This is a genomic window from Niveispirillum fermenti, assembly GCF_048066175.1.
In the GTDB taxonomy this organism is placed as follows: Bacteria; Pseudomonadota; Alphaproteobacteria; order Azospirillales; family Azospirillaceae; genus Niveispirillum; species Niveispirillum fermenti.
In genome coordinates, this window is sequence record NZ_JBLTXA010000012.1 from 35,303 (window position 1) to 50,607 (window position 15,305).

13 protein-coding genes are annotated in these 15,305 nt (G+C 64.7%); 6 read left to right on the forward strand and 7 right to left on the reverse strand.

Annotated elements, in window-relative coordinates; all coding sequences use genetic code 11:
- Nucleotide 1: 1 nt before the first annotated feature.
- On the forward strand, nucleotides 2-733 hold the full coding sequence (locus tag ACM9LZ_RS13850) for an SURF1 family protein (RefSeq protein WP_416620071.1): 732 nt from the start codon (nucleotides 2-4) through the stop codon (nucleotides 731-733).
- The gene (locus tag ACM9LZ_RS13855) at nucleotides 730-2,220 is read left to right on the forward strand and encodes a carboxypeptidase M32 (protein WP_416620072.1); all 1,491 of its coding nucleotides are present in this window, start codon (nucleotides 730-732) and stop codon (nucleotides 2,218-2,220) included. The genes ACM9LZ_RS13850 and ACM9LZ_RS13855 overlap by 4 nt, the downstream gene beginning before the upstream one ends.
- A 12-nt stretch (nucleotides 2,221-2,232) precedes the next feature.
- Here the strand turns inward: ACM9LZ_RS13855 and ACM9LZ_RS13860 are convergent, their stop codons facing one another.
- A complete protein-coding gene (locus ACM9LZ_RS13860) occupies nucleotides 2,233-2,682 on the reverse strand; it encodes a YaiI/YqxD family protein (RefSeq protein WP_416620164.1) in 450 nt (149 codons plus the stop codon).
- Between the two features lie 321 nt (nucleotides 2,683-3,003).
- Between ACM9LZ_RS13860 and ACM9LZ_RS13865 the strand changes: the two genes are divergently transcribed.
- Nucleotides 3,004-3,330, forward strand: coding sequence for a YkgJ family cysteine cluster protein (locus tag ACM9LZ_RS13865; protein ID WP_416620073.1), 327 nt, complete (start codon nucleotides 3,004-3,006; stop codon nucleotides 3,328-3,330).
- A gap of 48 nt (nucleotides 3,331-3,378) precedes the next feature.
- Nucleotides 3,379-4,317 (forward strand): glycerophosphodiester phosphodiesterase, encoded by a 939-nt coding sequence (locus tag ACM9LZ_RS13870; protein WP_416620074.1) that lies wholly within the window; start codon nucleotides 3,379-3,381, stop codon nucleotides 4,315-4,317.
- A gap of 27 nt (nucleotides 4,318-4,344) precedes the next feature.
- On the opposite strand, the gene ACM9LZ_RS13875 is transcribed toward ACM9LZ_RS13870, so the two are convergent.
- The 3 genes from ACM9LZ_RS13875 to fabI are packed head-to-tail and all read right to left on the reverse strand — an operon-like array spanning nucleotide 4,345 to nucleotide 7,238.
- Nucleotides 4,345-5,283 carry a phytanoyl-CoA dioxygenase family protein gene (locus ACM9LZ_RS13875; protein ID WP_416620075.1) on the reverse strand — a complete coding sequence of 313 codons (939 nt, stop codon included), beginning with the start codon at nucleotides 5,281-5,283 and terminating at the stop codon, nucleotides 4,345-4,347.
- Entirely contained in the window at nucleotides 5,280-6,365 is a 1,086-nt protein-coding gene (gene aroC, locus ACM9LZ_RS13880) for a chorismate synthase (protein ID WP_416620076.1), read from the reverse strand. Before aroC ends, ACM9LZ_RS13875 begins: the two co-directional genes overlap by 4 nt.
- 6 nt (nucleotides 6,366-6,371) lie before the next feature.
- A complete protein-coding gene (gene fabI, locus ACM9LZ_RS13885) occupies nucleotides 6,372-7,238 on the reverse strand; it encodes an enoyl-ACP reductase FabI (RefSeq protein ID WP_416620077.1) in 867 nt (288 codons plus the stop codon).
- Between the two features lie 74 nt (nucleotides 7,239-7,312).
- Between fabI and ACM9LZ_RS13890 the strand changes: the two genes are divergently transcribed.
- Nucleotides 7,313-8,608: a YihY family inner membrane protein gene (locus ACM9LZ_RS13890; RefSeq protein WP_416620078.1), complete on the forward strand. Its 1,296-nt coding sequence runs from the start codon at nucleotides 7,313-7,315 to the stop codon at nucleotides 8,606-8,608.
- A gap of 331 nt (nucleotides 8,609-8,939) precedes the next feature.
- On the forward strand, nucleotides 8,940-11,906 hold the full coding sequence (locus tag ACM9LZ_RS13895) for a TonB-dependent receptor domain-containing protein (protein WP_416620079.1): 2,967 nt from the start codon (nucleotides 8,940-8,942) through the stop codon (nucleotides 11,904-11,906).
- 196 nt (nucleotides 11,907-12,102) lie between these two features.
- On the opposite strand, the gene ACM9LZ_RS13900 is transcribed toward ACM9LZ_RS13895, so the two are convergent.
- The 3 genes from ACM9LZ_RS13900 to ACM9LZ_RS13910 are packed head-to-tail and all read right to left on the reverse strand — an operon-like array spanning nucleotide 12,103 to nucleotide 15,267.
- Nucleotides 12,103-13,968, reverse strand: a complete 1,866-nt coding sequence (locus ACM9LZ_RS13900; RefSeq protein WP_416620080.1) for a tetratricopeptide repeat protein — start codon at nucleotides 13,966-13,968, stop codon at nucleotides 12,103-12,105.
- 22 nt (nucleotides 13,969-13,990) lie between these two features.
- Nucleotides 13,991-14,731 carry a 2OG-Fe(II) oxygenase gene (locus ACM9LZ_RS13905; protein ID WP_416620081.1) on the reverse strand — a complete coding sequence of 247 codons (741 nt, stop codon included), beginning with the start codon at nucleotides 14,729-14,731 and terminating at the stop codon, nucleotides 13,991-13,993.
- 47 nt (nucleotides 14,732-14,778) lie between these two features.
- On the reverse strand, nucleotides 14,779-15,267 hold the full coding sequence (locus ACM9LZ_RS13910; RefSeq protein ID WP_416620082.1) for an RNA pyrophosphohydrolase: 489 nt from the start codon (nucleotides 15,265-15,267) through the stop codon (nucleotides 14,779-14,781).
- Nucleotides 15,268-15,305: the final 38 nt, after the last annotated feature.

The window sequence follows — 15,305 nt, forward strand, 5'->3', positions numbered from 1 at the left end:
CATGTCAGCCCGCCGGTTCCGGCCCAGCGTGCCGGTCACCATCGCTACCCTGGTCGCTCTTGCCATCCTGATCGGACTTGGCACCTGGCAGATGGACCGGCTTGCCTGGAAGACGGACCTGATTGCTCATATCGACGCCGGATTGGCCGCAGGACCCGTCGATCTGCCGGGCGATGCCCCCGGTGCCATGGTCTGGGAGTACCGGCGCGTGCGGGTCACGGGGTACTTCCTGCATGATCATGAATCCTATATCGGCCCTCGGCTCTATACCGGTACGGACGGGCGGCAGCATCAGGGCGTCCATGTGCTGACGCCGTTGGTGCGCGCGGACGGCGCCGGGACGGTGCTGGTCGACAGGGGCTGGGTCCCGCTGGACCGGCGGGACCCGGCTACCCGTGCCGACGGGCAGGTCGTGGGGACGGTCACCGTGACCGCCATCGCGCGTGTACCCCAGGGACAGGGTTTCATGCAGCCTGACAACCGCCCCGACAAGCGTGACTTCTTCTGGCTGGATATGGGGGCGCTGGCGGCCATTGCCGGCGTGGACCGGCTGGCGCCGCTGGTTCTGCAGGCTGACGACACACCCAACCCCGGGGGCCTGCCCATCGGCGGACGCACCATCATCCAGCTCAAGAACGATCATCTTTCCTATGCGCTGACCTGGTACGGGCTGGCCTTGACGCTGGTCGGCGTCTATATCGCCTTTGGATTCCGACGTCAGGACCCGGCATGACCACGCCTCCCGCCGCCTATCTGGCGCTTGAAAGACAGTTCGCCCGCCGTGCCGGTCTGCAAGGGGCGCTGGGGATCCTGAACTGGGACAGCCGGACCATGATGCCGGCCGCATCGGCCGCGGCACGTGCCGATCAGGTGGCCGCACTGGAAGGGGCGATCCACGCGGCCCTGCTGGACCCGCGCGTGGATGACTGGCTGGACAGTGCGGCAGGGAACGCCCACCTGCTGGATGATTGGCAGCGGGCCAATCTGACCGAAATGCGTCGGGAGCATCGGCTGGCCACCGCCGTTCCGGCTGACCTGGTGGAGGCCAATGCCCGCGATGCCGCACGCTGCGAGGTGGTCTGGCGCACGGCAAAGGCCCGGAACGACTATGGGTTGTTGCTGCCGCATCTGCGTCAGGTGCTGGCCCACCAGCGGGAGATCGCGGCGGCCAATGCGGCGGTTCTGGATTGCGGCCTGTATGATGCGTTGCACGAGATTTACGAGCCCGGCAGCCGCGTGGCCGATTATGGCCCTATCTTTGATGATTATGCGGCCTTCCTGCCGGGCTTTCTGGCGGAGGTGGAGGCGGTGCAGGATCAGGAACCCGCGCCGGCACCCTTCCAGGGACTGTTCGATGTCACGGCCCAGCGTGAGCTTGTTCAGCGGCTGGCCGGTGTGCTGGGCTTTGCCGGGCGTGTGGACCAGTCGCTCCACGCCTTTTGCGGCGGTGCCACCGGGGATGTGCGCATCACGACGCGGCTGGACCCGGACAATTTCTTCAAGGCGCTGAAATCCGGCCTGCACGAGGCCGGGCACGCGCTTTACGAGATGGGCCGCCCGGCCGCCTGGGCGGCACAACCCGTTGGACTGGCGCGCGGCCTTGCCGTGCATGAAAGCCAGAGCCTGACCTTTGACATGCAGGTGGGGCGCCACCCCCGCTTTCTGGAATGGCTTGCCCCGCAATTGGCGGCGGCGTTCGGGGGACAGGGCGTCGCCTGGACGGCCGACAACCTGCGCCGCCGCTTCCGCCGGGTGGAACGCAGCTTCATCCGTGTCGATGCCGACGAGGTGACCTATCCGGCGCATGTCATCCTGCGCTGGCGGCTGGAACAGGCGCTGATCCAGGGGGCGATGGATCTGGCCGATTTACCGGATGCCTGGAATCAGGGCATGCGGGAGTTGCTGGGCATCACCCCGCCCGACACGGCCATGGGCTGTCTTCAGGATATCCATTGGCCCAGTGGCGCCTGGGGATATTTCCCGACCTATACGCTGGGTGCCATGATGGCGGCGCAACTGTTCCAGGCGGCGCTGACGGCCATGCCCGATCTTCCCGACAGGCTCGCACGGGGTGACTTCGCCGGTCTGGTCGCATGGCTGGGGGAGAATGTGCATCGTTGGGGCCGGTATCTGTCGACCCGCGACATGATGGTCCGCGCCACGGGCAAGCCGCTGGATGCCGGCATCTTCAAGGCGCATCTGCGGGCACGGTATCTGTAGGCGGGGCGCGCGTCAGCGGCCGCGCTTGACCTCGTTCGCCATCTTGTCGAGTTCCTGAAGGAAGCGGCTTTTGTCCTGCTTCGACATCGGGGCGTTGCCACCCGGCACCACCCCCATGTCGCGCAGATCCTGCATGAGCGCGCGTGAGGCCAAGGCGCCGCCAATATTGGCCGGTGTGAAGGGGCGGCCGTTGGAGCCCAGCACCTTGGCACCCTTGTCCAGGCAGCGTTTGGCAAGCTGGATGTCGGCGGTTATGGCAATGTCCCCCGGCCCGCAATGGTCGGCGATCCAGTTGTCGGCGGCATCAAAGCCGTCGGACACGACGACCAGCCGCACAAGGCCGCCGGGTGGCACGCGCAAGGGGCCGTTTGCCACCAGATGCACGGCCATGCCATAGCGTTCCGCCACGCGAAATGTCTCCTCCTTCACGGGGCAGGCGTCGGCATCGATGAAGATTTCCAGCATGGGGCCAAGTCCGTTGGGTCGATTGCCATGCCTGTACCGGCGGTGGACATGTTTCACCGTCAGTACGGCGGCGACTGCCGCCGCGCCATTTCTGCGGCGCAGCCTTTGCCCACGCATGCAGGCGTCGGCGATGGAAGGGCTTTGGAAAGCGTGTCCATCAGAGTCACGTTCCCAAACCGCTGCCGTCATAGCAAATACAGGCACCTCAGGCACAGCGGAAACGCCGTGCAGGGGTGGGGCCAAACGACGAACTCCCCCCTTGCCAACCACCGGGCGTCTCCGTCAAAACCAGATACCTTTGCCTGCCAAGACCCCATCATGGACCCGCTGGACGATCCACCGCCCTTCACCTGCCAGGATTGCGGCGCCTGCTGCGCCTATGCGGCCGATTGGCCACGTTTCACGCTGGAGGAGGACGCCGATATCGACCGCATTCCAGTGGCAATGGTGGCCCCGGACGGATCGGGTATGGGGTGGACGGGAACGCGCTGCACCGCCTTGCAGGGGGAGGTCGGCAAGACCACATCCTGTTCCATCTATGCCGACCGGCCGTTGGTCTGCCGTGATTGTGTGGCAGGGGACGAGGCCTGTCTGATGGCGCGGGAGCGGTACGGGTTGCCGCTGACGATTGCCATGAAAGCGTAATGGCCGGGCCTTAGGTCGGTCGCCGCCATCAAGGGAGATCGCCAGCCCATGCGCCTGCTGTTGCTGCTGCTGTCCGCCGTCCTGGTCGCTGCCTCCGGGGCTTCCGCCTTCGATCTTCAGGCCCATCGGGGCGGGCGTGCGTTGTGGCCGGAGAATACGCTGCCTGCCTTCGCCATGGCTCTGGACCTGGGCGTGGACACGCTGGAACTCGATCTCGGCGTGACGCGGGACGGGCATCTGATCATCGCCCATGACCCGCATGTTCCGGTCGATCTGGCGCGCGGTCCGGACGGCTCCTGGGTGGAAGGGGCGCAGCCTGCCTGGTACGACCTGACCCTGGCGCAGGCCCAAACCTACGATGTTGGCCGCATCCGCCCCGGCACCTCATATGCCGAGCGGTTCGCCAGCCAACAGCCCATCGACGGAACGCGCGTCCCGACCTTGGCCGCGCTTTTCGATCTGGTCCGGGCGCGCGGGGATGAAAAGGTCCGCTTCAATATCGAAACGAAGATCGATCCGACGCCGCCGGGCGACACGGTCGACCCCGATCGTTTCGCCCGCCTGCTGGTTGATGCCGTGCAGCAGGCCGGCCTGTCGGATCGCGTGACCATCCAGAGCTTTGACTGGCGCACATTGCAGGGGGTGCGCGACATCGCCCCCGGCATCCGCACCGCCTATCTGACCATCGTCACCCCTGAAGAGGGCAATGTCAGCCTGGAGGGAACCAGCCCCTGGACGGCCGGCTTCGACCCTGTTCGCTATGGCGGCAGCCTGCCGGCGGCGATTCGGGCGGCCGGCGGCACCATCTGGTCGCCTTATTATCCCAACCTGACGCCGAAGATGGTGAAGGAGGCGCAGGGGATGGGCCTGCAGGTCGTGCCATGGACGGTGAACGGGGAGGCCGAGATGCGGCAACTGGTTGAGTGGGGAGTCGACGGGTTGATCACCGACGACCCGGCCTTGGCAAGGCATGTGCTGGGGCGCTGAGGCTTGCTGCATCCCGCGGAAGCGGTTTCAGAAGCCGCGTGCTGGGTCCCCGGCGGGGCGTTGCAGCCAGTTGCCGGCCGGATAGGCACAGGCCCCGTCCACGACATGCACCGCGTAGGCATGGCGAGACAGGTCGGACCGGTTGGGTCCGGACAGGTGCGGCAGCAACCCATGCAGCAGGATCAGCGTGCCGCGGGCCGCTTCCAGCGGCACATAGCCGTTTTCCGGGGTGCAGTCGGGCCAGGTCCGGTCATCCAGTACCGTCATCCCGACCCCGCCATCGGCCGTCCGGCTGAAACGTTTCCGCAGCCCGTCGCGATGGCCGCCGGGCCGGGCCCACATGCAGCCATTCTCCAGGGTCGCGTCCTGTATCGCGAACCAAAGGCCGACGACGCTCATGGGCTCGGTATAGAGAAAGGTGCTGTCCTGGTGACACACGACCTCGCCACCGATGCGGGGCTGTTTGAAGATATACATGGACTGCATCAGCAGCGGTTGCGACAGGCCGATGTCGCGCATGATCACACTCAGGCGCGCATCCCGGGAAAAACGGTCGAAAAGGGCGTCCCGGTCATGCAGGGCATGGCCGATCTTGTTGATCGACAGATGCTTGTCCTGGCGCAGCCGCCCTTCGGCATCGAATGCCTCCTCCTCGAAGAAGAAGCGGATATCGTCGCCGGAGGACAGGAAATAGTCGTCGGACGTCTTCTGCTGGTCGACCGTGGAGAAGATGGAGGCGTGCGCGTCGGCATCGAACCCGTCCACCAGCGTCGCTGCCCGTGCCATCAGCGCATCACAATCCGCCGCCGATGCGAATCCGGGCAGCATGAGGAAACCATCTCGGTGATAGGCGGCGATCTGGTCGGGCGAAAGACAGGACATCGGCGGACGGGCCACGGGCTGGAAATGACCCGCAATCCTAGTCCCGCCGGTCGCTGCTTGAAAAGGGGCGGGAGCGCGGGTCATTGTCCCAGGGCGCGGGCCCGCAGGAAATGGTCGGCCAGCACGACGGCCATCATCGCCTCGCCCACGGGCACGGCGCGGATACCGACGCAGGGATCGTGTCGTCCCCGGGTCAGGACCTCCGTCTCCTGTCCTTCCAAATCCACCGTCTGCCGTGGTGTCAGGATGGAACTGGTCGGTTTCACCGCGAAACGGACGATAATATCCTGCCCCGTGGAGATACCGCCCAGGATGCCACCGGCATTGTTGGACAGGAAGACCGGCTTGCCGTCCGGGCCGGCGCGCATCTGATCGGCATTTTCTTCCCCGGTCAGGCAGGCCGCGTCGAAACCGGCACCGATCTCCACGCCCTTGACGGCGTTGATGCTCATCATGGCGCAAGCCAGGTCACTGTCGAGCTTGTCGTAAAGTGGTTCCCCCCAGCCGGCGGGCACGCCGGAGGCCACCACCTCGATCACGGCGCCGACCGAGGAACCGGCCTTGCGCACTACATCCAGATAGTCGGCCCAGGCCGCCGCGGTATCCGCGTCGGGGCAGAAGAAGGGGTTCCGGTCGACCTCTGCCCAGTCCCAGCGGGACCGGTCGATCTTGTGTGGTCCCATCTGCACCATGGCGGCGCGGATGGTGACGGGGCCGCCCGGCACGGTTTCCAGCACGCGCCTCGCCACGGCACCGGCCGCCACGCGGCTGGCGGTTTCCCGGGCCGATGACCGGCCGCCGCCGCGATAGTCGCGGATGCCGTACTTCGCCTGATAGGTGTAGTCGGCATGGCCGGGGCGGAACTTGTCCTTGATATCCCCGTAATCCTTCGACCGCTGGTCCTCATTCTCGATGAACAGCATGACCGGCGTGCCGGTCGTCCGCCCCTCAAACGTGCCAGACTTGATTTGCACCCGGTCCGGCTCGCGCCGCTGGGTGACATACTTGTTCTGTCCGGGCTTGCGCTTGTCCAGGAAGCCCTGGATGAAAGCCTCGTCCAGGGCAAGGCGCGACGGCACCCCGTCCACGATACAGCCGATGGCAGGGCCATGGCTTTCGCCGAAGGTGGTGAACCGGAACAGGGTGCCGAAGCTGTTGCCCGCCATTTACGCTCAGCCCTCGCCCATGCCGGCCAGCAGCTTGCCCGTCTCCACGGCGGCATCCACCTGCACCATGCCGACCGTGTGATAGCCGCTGTCGACATGCAGGTTTTCACCCGTCACACCGCTGCCCAGGTCGGACAGCAGGAACAGGCCGGCATTGCCGACCTCGTTGATGGTGACGTTGCGGCGCAGCGGCGCGTTCAACTCGTTCCATTTCAGGATATAGCGGAAATCGCCGATGCCACTGGCAGCCAGCGTCTTGATGGGGCCGGCAGAGATGGAATTGACGCGGATGCCCTGCGGCCCCAGATCGTTGGCCAGATACTTGACGCTGGCTTCCAGGGCGGCCTTGGCCACGCCCATGACATTATAATGCGGCATGACCTTTTCCGCCCCATAGTAGGAGAGCGTCAGCAGGCTGCCGCCTTCCTTCATCAAGGGCACGGCGCGCTGGGAAACGGCGGTGAAGGAATAGCAGGAGATGTCCAGGCTTTTCAGGAAATTGGCGCGGCTGGTATTGAGATAGAGGCCGTCCAGTTCGTTCTTGTCGGAAAAGGCGATGGCATGAACCACGAAGTCCAGGCCGCCCCACTTCTCGGCGATCGTCGCAAAGGCCGCATCGATGCTGGCCTCGTCCGTCACGTCGCAGGGCAGCAGGATATCGGAACCGGCCTGCTCGGCCAGCGGCTTCACGCGCTTCAGCAACGCATCGCCCTGATAGGTGAAAGCCAGTTGCGCCCCATGCTGGGCTGCGACCTGCGCGATGCCCCAGGCGATGGAACGGTCGTTGGCGACACCCATGATAAGGCCGCGCTTGCCGGCCATCAGGCCGTTCTGCACCGGGCTGCTGCTTTGGGTCGGGGCGCTGTTCGTCATTTGCTTCTCTCCGCCATGGCCGGTCGGCCATAATTGGCGGGCATCCTACACGAACGGAAATGAGGGTCAAACGCATGCGGGGCGGGGCAGGGTTTTCGGACTGGGTGAAGCGGGGCGTGCCCCGGCCGGTGCGCGACGGGGGAACCATCCTCATGCATGCCGCACGGCGGTTCGTGCGTGACAACGGCTTCAACGCCGCCAGTTCGCTCACCTACACGACGCTGCTGGCGCTGGTTCCTCTGCTGACCGTCATCTTTGCCATCTTCACGGCCTTTCCGGCCTTCCGGCGACTGCGCCAGCAGGCGGAGGACATGCTTTTCCAAAGTCTGGTGCCGCAGGTGGGTGACCAGATCCAGTCCTATGCGGCGGAGTTCGTCACCAAGGCGGGGGCCTTGACCGGATTCGGGGTCATCGGTCTGTCGGTGACGGCGATCCTGCTGTTCTTCTCCATCGAAGGGGCCCTGAATGCCATCTGGCGGGCGGTGGAACCGCGTCCCATGCTGACGCGGCTGCTGTCCTTCTGGGCGGTTCTGACCATGACGCCGCTGCTGCTGGGGGCCAGCCTGTCGCTGGGTATCGGCGCGATGGCCCAGGTCAAGGCGGACAGCGCCCCGGGCCTGGCCATGCTGCTGTCGCTGATCCCGTTCATCTGCGAGGCGGCGGCCTTCACCTTGATGTATGTGGCCATCCCCAACCGCGAGGTTGCCTGGAAGGACGCGCTGGCGGGCGGCGTCGTCGCCGCCCTGGCAACGGAGCTGGCCAAGACTGGATTCGCCTTCTATCTGGCCCTGTTCCCCACTTATGAGGCGATCTACGGGGCCTTGTCGGTCATCCCGATCTTCCTTCTCTGGCTTTACACCTTGTGGTCGGTCGTGCTGTTCGGTGCGGAGCTGACGGCATCGCTGCCTGAATGGCGGTCCGGGCGCCTGCACGGTGATATCGACGGAATCGGGGACCGATTGCCGCCGGCGCAGCGCTTCGTTGTGGCGCTGGGGGTCATCGACGTGCTGCATCAGGCCAGCAGCCACGGCCTGGGCCTGCGGCGTGAGGGAATCGCCCGGCGCGTGCCGGTGGGGGCATCGGTCATCGACAATATGCTGGAAACCCTGCGTGGGGTCCGCTGGGTGGAGCGCACGTCCCGCGGTGCTTGGGTCCTAAGCCGGGACATCCACAGGTTGACCCTGTGTGACCTGCACCATGCCCTGGACCTTGCGATTCGCGGTGATCTGGAGATCGTGGGCCGTTTTTCGCCCGCTTGGCTACCCGCGGTGGCCGGTATGATCGAAAATGCCGAACAGGCGACCCGCGATCATCTGAATGTTACAATAGCAACAATTCTTGCGTCGCAAAATGATCGGGAAGGGGCGTGACGCCCTCTGAATGGCGGATACAAAGGTGTTACACGCCTGCACCGCCCGCCCCCCCGCCGATCCGGGGGTGTTCCGCGGATTCCCCGCGCTGCGGACGGTATCAGTGCAAAGATGCAACGGTGGCGGCAATGTTGAGTCACCATTGTGAAACACCTATTGCAAGCGCGAGAGATTAGATTGTTATTTGCGGGCAGCAGCTATGCGGCTCGTCCGGCCTACTGGCTTCCAGGAAAGGGCAGGGGCGGGTGGCTTCGGCGCTGATCAGTGTCCGGAGCCTGGGGCAACCCCATCGGTGTCCATCAAAGGGCACCAGGAAAAGGGAAAGAGATAGATGAAGCAGTCCGTATATTCCGCGCGATCGATCCGCAGCTTCCTGATGGCTGGCGCTGCGGTCGGCGCCGCCATGACCGCCGTCCCGGCGTTCGCCCAGGATCAGACCCAGATCGAAGAAATCGTGGTGACCGGTTCGCGCATCGCGCGCGCCGATTACATGGCGAACAGCCCGATCACCACCGTCAGCGCCGAGGCTTTTGCGAACACCGGTTCGCTGACGCCGGAAGCCCTGCTGAACCAGCTGCCGCAGGTGGTGCCCGACGTGACGACCACGTCGAACAACCCCTCGGCCGGTGGTCAGGCCCGCGTCAACCTGCGCGGCCTTGGTGCCAACCGTAACCTGGTGCTGGTCAACGGCCGCCGTCCGACCCCGTCGGGCGCTGCCGGTATCGTCGACGTGAACACCATCCCGTCCGCTCTGGTGGAGCGCGTGGAAGTGGTGTCCGGCGGTGCGTCCGCCGTGTACGGCGCCGACGCCGTCGCCGGTGTTGTCAACTTCATCCTGAAGCGCGACTTCGAGGGTGCCGAGGCCGATGCCCAGTACGGCATCTCCGATCGTGGCGACGCCGAGGAATATTCCGGCACGCTGACCGTGGGCGGCAACTTCGCCGATGGCCGTGGCAACGTGGCCGTTTCGGTCAACTACGCCAAGCGCGCGCAGATGGGCAAGGGCGCCCGTTCCTATTCCGCCCAGGCCACCAGCACGACGTCGTTCTTCCCGATGTCGACCTATGTGCCGATCGGCACGAACGCGCCGACGCAGGCCGCGGTCGATGCGCTGTTCGGTTCCTATGGCGTCGGCGCCGGTCTGGTGTCCCGCACCGGCACCTTCGCTTTCAACACGGACAAGAGCCTGTTCGCCGTCGGTAATTCCAGCGCGGCGTTCGACGTGCAGAACTACCGTGGTGAGATCGACGACACCGTCGCGCAGAACTTCTTCCCCGACTTCTACAGCTTCAACTTCGAGCCGCAGAACAACCTGATCCTGCCGCTGGAGCGTATGTCGGTCAATTCCGTCGCCCATTACAAGCTGACGGACGCGATCGAGGTCTATGCCCAGACCAGCTTCACGAACTACAATGCGACGACGGCCCTGGCTTCCAGCCCGGCGCCGACGACCAGCAACATCACCAACCCGGCCGCTGGCGCGTTCTTCACCGTTCCGGTGACCAACCCGTTCCTGTCGGCCGACCTGCGTGCCCTGCTGGCCTCTCGTACGGGTGACTCGCCGGTCCTCCCCGGTTCCGGCGCGGACGAAGACTTCCTGATGCGTACGCGCTTCACGGGTCTCGGGCCTCGCGTTTCCACCTATTCCAACAATGTCTATCAGGTTCTGGGCGGCTTCCGCGGCCAGCTTGAGAATGGTTGGAACTGGGATATCTACGGCGCCCATGGCCGTGTCGACCTGACCGAGCGTCAGGATGGCAACGCTTCGGTGACCGCCGTTGAGCGTCTGCTGGATGCCGCCGATGGTGGTGCCTCGCTGTGCGCCGGCGGCCTGGACATCTTCGGCTCGCAGAACATCTCCGACGAATGCGCCGCCTATATCGGCGTGACGGCGAAGAACACCACCACCATCAAGCATGACGTGGCCGAATTCACCCTGTCAGGCGACTTCGACGACATGTTCACGCTGCCGGCCGGTTCCGTCGGCTTCGCGGTTGGTGGTCTGTATTGGAAGCAGAGCTACGAGTTCGTTCCCGACTCGGTGCTGGCGACCGGCGACGTTGCCGGCTTCAATGCCCAGCAGCCGCTGGCCGGTTCGGTGGACAACAAGGATCTCTACGCTGAAATCCTGATCCCGATCCTGTCCGACCTGCCGGGCGTCCAGGCCTTCAACATCACCGGTGGTTATCGTTACTCCGATCACTCCGCTGCGAACACCTTCAGCAGCTACAAGATCGAGAGTGACTGGACCATCATCGATCAGCTCCGCCTGCGCGGTGGTTATCAGCGCGCTGTCCGCGCGCCGAACATCAACGAGCTGTACCAGCCGCAGAACGACGACAACCCGCAGGGTAACGATCCCTGCGATATCGGCAGCGCGGCCCGTACCGGCCCGAACGCCGCCCAGGTCCGTCAGCTCTGCCAGGCAACCGGTATTGCTTCGGCGGTGATCGACAGCTACACGCAGATGAACTCCCAGTACTCGGCGCTGACCGGTGGTAACCCGAACCTGTCGGAAGAAACCGCCGACACGTTCACGATCGGCGCCGTCATCACCTCGCCGTTCGACTCGCCGGCCTTCGATCGTTTCTCGCTGTCGGTCGACTATTACAACATCAAGATCAAGGACGCGATCGGCTCCATCGACGCGCCGACGACCGTCAACCGCTGCTATGACCCGGCTTACAACCCGGACTTCTCGGCCTCCAACCCGTACTGCACGGCCTTCGTTCGTGACGCCACCGGCGCCCCCGACGAGATCCAGCAGTTCGTTCGCAACCTGTCGACCATCAAGACGGCCGGCGTTGACGTTCAGGTCGATTATGGCTTCGAACTGCCGAACGACGCGGGTGACCTGAGCTTCAACATGCTCGTGTCGTGGCTCGACAAGTTTGACGAGCAGATCGCGCCGGGCGACGCCTTCGAGCGTTATGCCGGCTCCATCGGTGACGAAATCGGCGACGCCCTGCCGGAATGGAAGGGCACGCTGATGACGACCTACAGCCAGGAGAGCTATGCGGTCTCCCTGCGTACCCGGTACATCCACAAGATGGACCACAAGTACAACCGCAACGGTGTCGATCCGACGGGTTCGGAGCCGGGCGTGAAGGCCACCTGGTACTTCGATCTGCTGGGTCGTCTGCAGGTCACCGACGGCGTCACCCTGCGCGCCGGCGTGAACAACCTGTTCGACCAGCAGCCGCGCCTGTATCCGAGCAACGTGCAGGCCGGTACCGATCCGTCGGTCTATGACGTTGTCGGCCGCCGCTTCTTCGTCGGCATGAACGCCCGGTTCTAATCGCGAAGACGGTACCGGTTCGCGGGATCGGGGGATGGTGGCTTCGGCCATCATCTTCCGGCCCGGCGATCCTTGCAGGTCCGAAGGCGCAAGCTGGACGGCCGGCATGACGAATTGAAAACGGCCCCGTTTCTGCGGGGCCGTTTTTTTATTTGCGGGCTTTCGGTTTGGCTGTCCGCCCCGCCGATGGCGGGTGTCAGGACGGGGCGAGGTCGAAGGCGATCGTGGTCCTGTATTCCGGACCCGAAAACGGGTTGGTCCCATGCCAGAAATAGGAAGGGAACAGGACCAGCAATCCTTCGTCGGGCTGGATGGTTCGGGCGGGCGTACGCAGACCGGGCAGAAACGGTGGCACGCCGAACCGCAACCAGCCTTCCTGCCGCGACTGGTCACGGCAGGAAGGCGGCACCTCTATATAATAGACGCCGCTGATCCAGCCCGCCGGATGGATATGGTCGGTATGGAAACCCTGATCATGCAGACGGGACGACCATGAACCCACGAAGGAGAGATCCGCCCGCCTGAGATCGGCCCGCCCTGGCCGTGACAGGAATGGATGACCATCCTCCGCTGGCAGAACCGCTTGATAATCTTTCACGGCCTGCGTGATCATCTGCTGCAACTGACGCAGCGCCAGGGGCTGATCCTGCCGGTCGAACAGGTTCTCCGATGTCTGGGTGCCGTGCCGCAGGGTCTGGTCGATCGGGGCGAGGCTGGTTGTCCGGTGAAGCGCGTCCAGTGTTTCCAGCAGGGTGCGGTTGAAATCCGGCATCGAGCCGTGCCCGTCCGGGACCGGCAACCGGATGGGGCGCACGAACCGGTCATAGTCGTTCAGCACGTTCAGGGCCGCATGGTCGCCCAGCAGGCCGAGAGCCAGCCCGCGCATGGCCAGTGCCGTCTGATCGCTGCCATCCAGGCCGAGGGCGCGGGAGGTGGCGGGCAGGGCGGTATCAGGCTGGCCAAGCCGTAACGCTGCCTCTGCCAGACCGTTCAGGGGGGCGCCCGATCCGGGGTCCAGGGCGGTCGCACGGTCAAAGGCCGTCAAGGCCTCCGCGGGCCGCTGGAGCCGTAGCATCAGGTTGCCGAAGGCGGTGAAGACCGCGGCCCGGTCGGGTGCCTTTCCCATCAGGGACCGGAATTCCGCTTCCGCCTCATCGTGGTGCCCGAACTCGGCCAGCGCTTCGGCAATCAGCAGCATGGCATCTGGGGAATCCGGCATCTGCTGACGCAACAACTCGTAGGAGGCCAGAACCTCCTCCGTCCGCCCCGTGCGCCAGAGCAGCTTGGACAGGTTCGTATGAATGTCCCTGTCCAGGATATTCAGCGTCAAGGCATGGCGATAGGCATGGATGGCCTCGTCGGGGCGGTTGAGGGCGGACAGGCAGTTGCCCAGGTTCAACCAGCTTTCCCAGTGCCGTGGGTCCTGGGCCAGCGACTGGCGGTAATGGGTTTCGGCGTCATGGAACCGGCCCCGATGTTTCAGGACCAGTCCCAGATTCATATGCGCACGGGCCGAGTGGGGCAGCAGCTGCAGGGCGCGGCGCAGACTGGCCTCAGCGTCGTCAAGACGCTTCAACTGCAACAGCGTCACACCGCGATTGACCAATGCCGGCACATGATCGGGTGTCAGCGCCAGGGCCCGATCCAGGCTGGCCAACGCATCCGGATGGCGGCCCAGCATGCCCAAAGCCTTGGCGCGGTTGAACCAGGCATCGCGATAATCGGCCCGGATGCGGACCGCCCGGTCATATTCAGCCAGCGCCCCCGCCGCATCGCCACGGTCCAGCAGGAGATTGCCGAGATTGTTATGCACATGCGGCTGGTTGGCGGCGGCCGCGATCGACCGGCGCATCCAGTCCTCTGCTTCCGCCGGACGGCCTGCGGCCTTGGCGGTCAGGCCCAGAAGCTGCAGCGCATCGGGGTGCGAGGGGTGCAGCCGCAGAACGGCCTTGAAGCAATCCGCCGCCACGGATAGCTGTCCGGCCCGGTGTGCCGCCATGCCCTGCTGGATCAGCCGCATGATGTCGGCCTGACGATTATTCTGGATCGGTGGCCGTGTCACGGGGGGCGTTCCTTCCTGCCGGTCAGGTCGCGTCCCGCAGCCAGCCCGTGATCCCGTAGCGCCCGGCGGCGGCGAACGGGGTCACATAGCTGACATGGTGCCAACTGGGCACATAGAACAGGTTGAGGGTGTTATAGGCCGGCATGAAGCCGTCGATGACATTGCCGTCATCGTCGGTGAATTCCAGGATGCCGCCCCATTCGGTCCGCCAGACGGGCGTCATGTTGAGCACATAGGCCATCCGCCGGCCCTTGGTCCGATAATCGCCATCGGTATGGCGGGCCAGGAAATGACCGTTGCGGAACAGGGTCGCCTGCGCATCGGTCATGGCGATGCTGTCCACGCCGGAGATTTCGCGGATGAAATCCAGGAATTCCGGACTGTTGAAGAATTCCACGAACCGGAACACATAAAGATCGGGCGCGATCTTCTTATCCAGCAGGTCCCAGATCGGGTAATTCTCGTATAAGGACTGGTATCCGTCCCGGGCCCTGTCGATGACAAACTGTGTCAGCCATTGATGGTGGGCTGGCGTCATGGCCGCCACCTGGGTGGGGTGCAGGGCATGAACCTTCTGGTCCCCCTCGCTGAAGATCGTATTCCAGGGCACCTGTTTGCTGAGGCATTCGTAAAGGGCGTCTGCAACGGGCTTCGGGAAGATGTTCTTCACCTGCGCACGCCGGCCGGCCTGCAACGCCCGGCCGATCGCCGGCCGGTCCAGGGAGGGGTTCAGGTGGATCGCTGGATGTTTCTGACTGTTCATGGAAAGCGAAACCTGCAAAGGGACGGGGCGTGGCGGGGGCGGCCGGGTCAGCCCGGCACGGCCATATGGCCCAGTTCCGCCACCACCTGCTCATAGGTTGCCCGTTTGAAGGGCACAATGAGCCGTGTCAATTCGTTGATCGGCACCCATTGCCAGGCGTCGAATTCCGGATGCTGTGTGGCGATGTCGATATCGGCATCGCTGCCCGTGAACCGGCAGGCCACCCATTTCTGTGTCTGGCCGCGATAGCGGCCGCCCCACACCTTGCCGACCAGATGCGGCGGCAGGTCATAGGAAAGCCATTGCGTGCTTTCGGCCAGAATTTCCGCCTTGGCCGTGCCGATTTCCTCCTCCAGTTCGCGCAGGGCGGCCATGGCCGGTGTTTCCCCGTCGTCGATGCCGCCCTGGGGCATTTGCCAGGCGCCAGGGGTGTCGGTGCGTTTGGCGACGAAGATATGGCCATCGCGATTGATCAGCATGATGCCGACGCAGGGGCGATAGGGAAGGCTGGCGGGATCGGTCTTGTGTTTGGACATGGCGGGATGTTTTCCGGATCGCGGTGCTTTATCGTTGC

Bases quoted from the DNA above. Each gene is read 5' to 3' on its own strand.
- fabI (WP_416620077.1), bottom strand. From the start codon at position 7,238: ATGACGAACAGCGCCCCGACCCAAAGCAGCAGCCCGGTGCAGAACGGC.
- ACM9LZ_RS13850 (WP_416620071.1), top strand. From the start codon at position 2: ATGTCAGCCCGCCGGTTCCGGCCCAGCGTGCCGGTCACCATCGCTACC.
- ACM9LZ_RS13865 (WP_416620073.1), top strand. From the start codon at position 3,004: ATGGACCCGCTGGACGATCCACCGCCCTTCACCTGCCAGGATTGCGGC.
- ACM9LZ_RS13905 (WP_416620081.1), bottom strand. From the start codon at position 14,731: ATGAACAGTCAGAAACATCCAGCGATCCACCTGAACCCCTCCCTGGAC.
- ACM9LZ_RS13890 (WP_416620078.1), top strand. From the start codon at position 7,313: ATGCGGGGCGGGGCAGGGTTTTCGGACTGGGTGAAGCGGGGCGTGCCC.
- ACM9LZ_RS13895 (WP_416620079.1), top strand. From the start codon at position 8,940: ATGAAGCAGTCCGTATATTCCGCGCGATCGATCCGCAGCTTCCTGATG.
- aroC (WP_416620076.1), bottom strand. From the start codon at position 6,365: ATGGCGGGCAACAGCTTCGGCACCCTGTTCCGGTTCACCACCTTCGGC.
- ACM9LZ_RS13870 (WP_416620074.1), top strand. From the start codon at position 3,379: ATGCGCCTGCTGTTGCTGCTGCTGTCCGCCGTCCTGGTCGCTGCCTCC.
- ACM9LZ_RS13855 (WP_416620072.1), top strand. From the start codon at position 730: ATGACCACGCCTCCCGCCGCCTATCTGGCGCTTGAAAGACAGTTCGCC.
- ACM9LZ_RS13875 (WP_416620075.1), bottom strand. From the start codon at position 5,283: ATGACCCGCGCTCCCGCCCCTTTTCAAGCAGCGACCGGCGGGACTAGG.
- ACM9LZ_RS13910 (WP_416620082.1), bottom strand. From the start codon at position 15,267: ATGTCCAAACACAAGACCGATCCCGCCAGCCTTCCCTATCGCCCCTGC.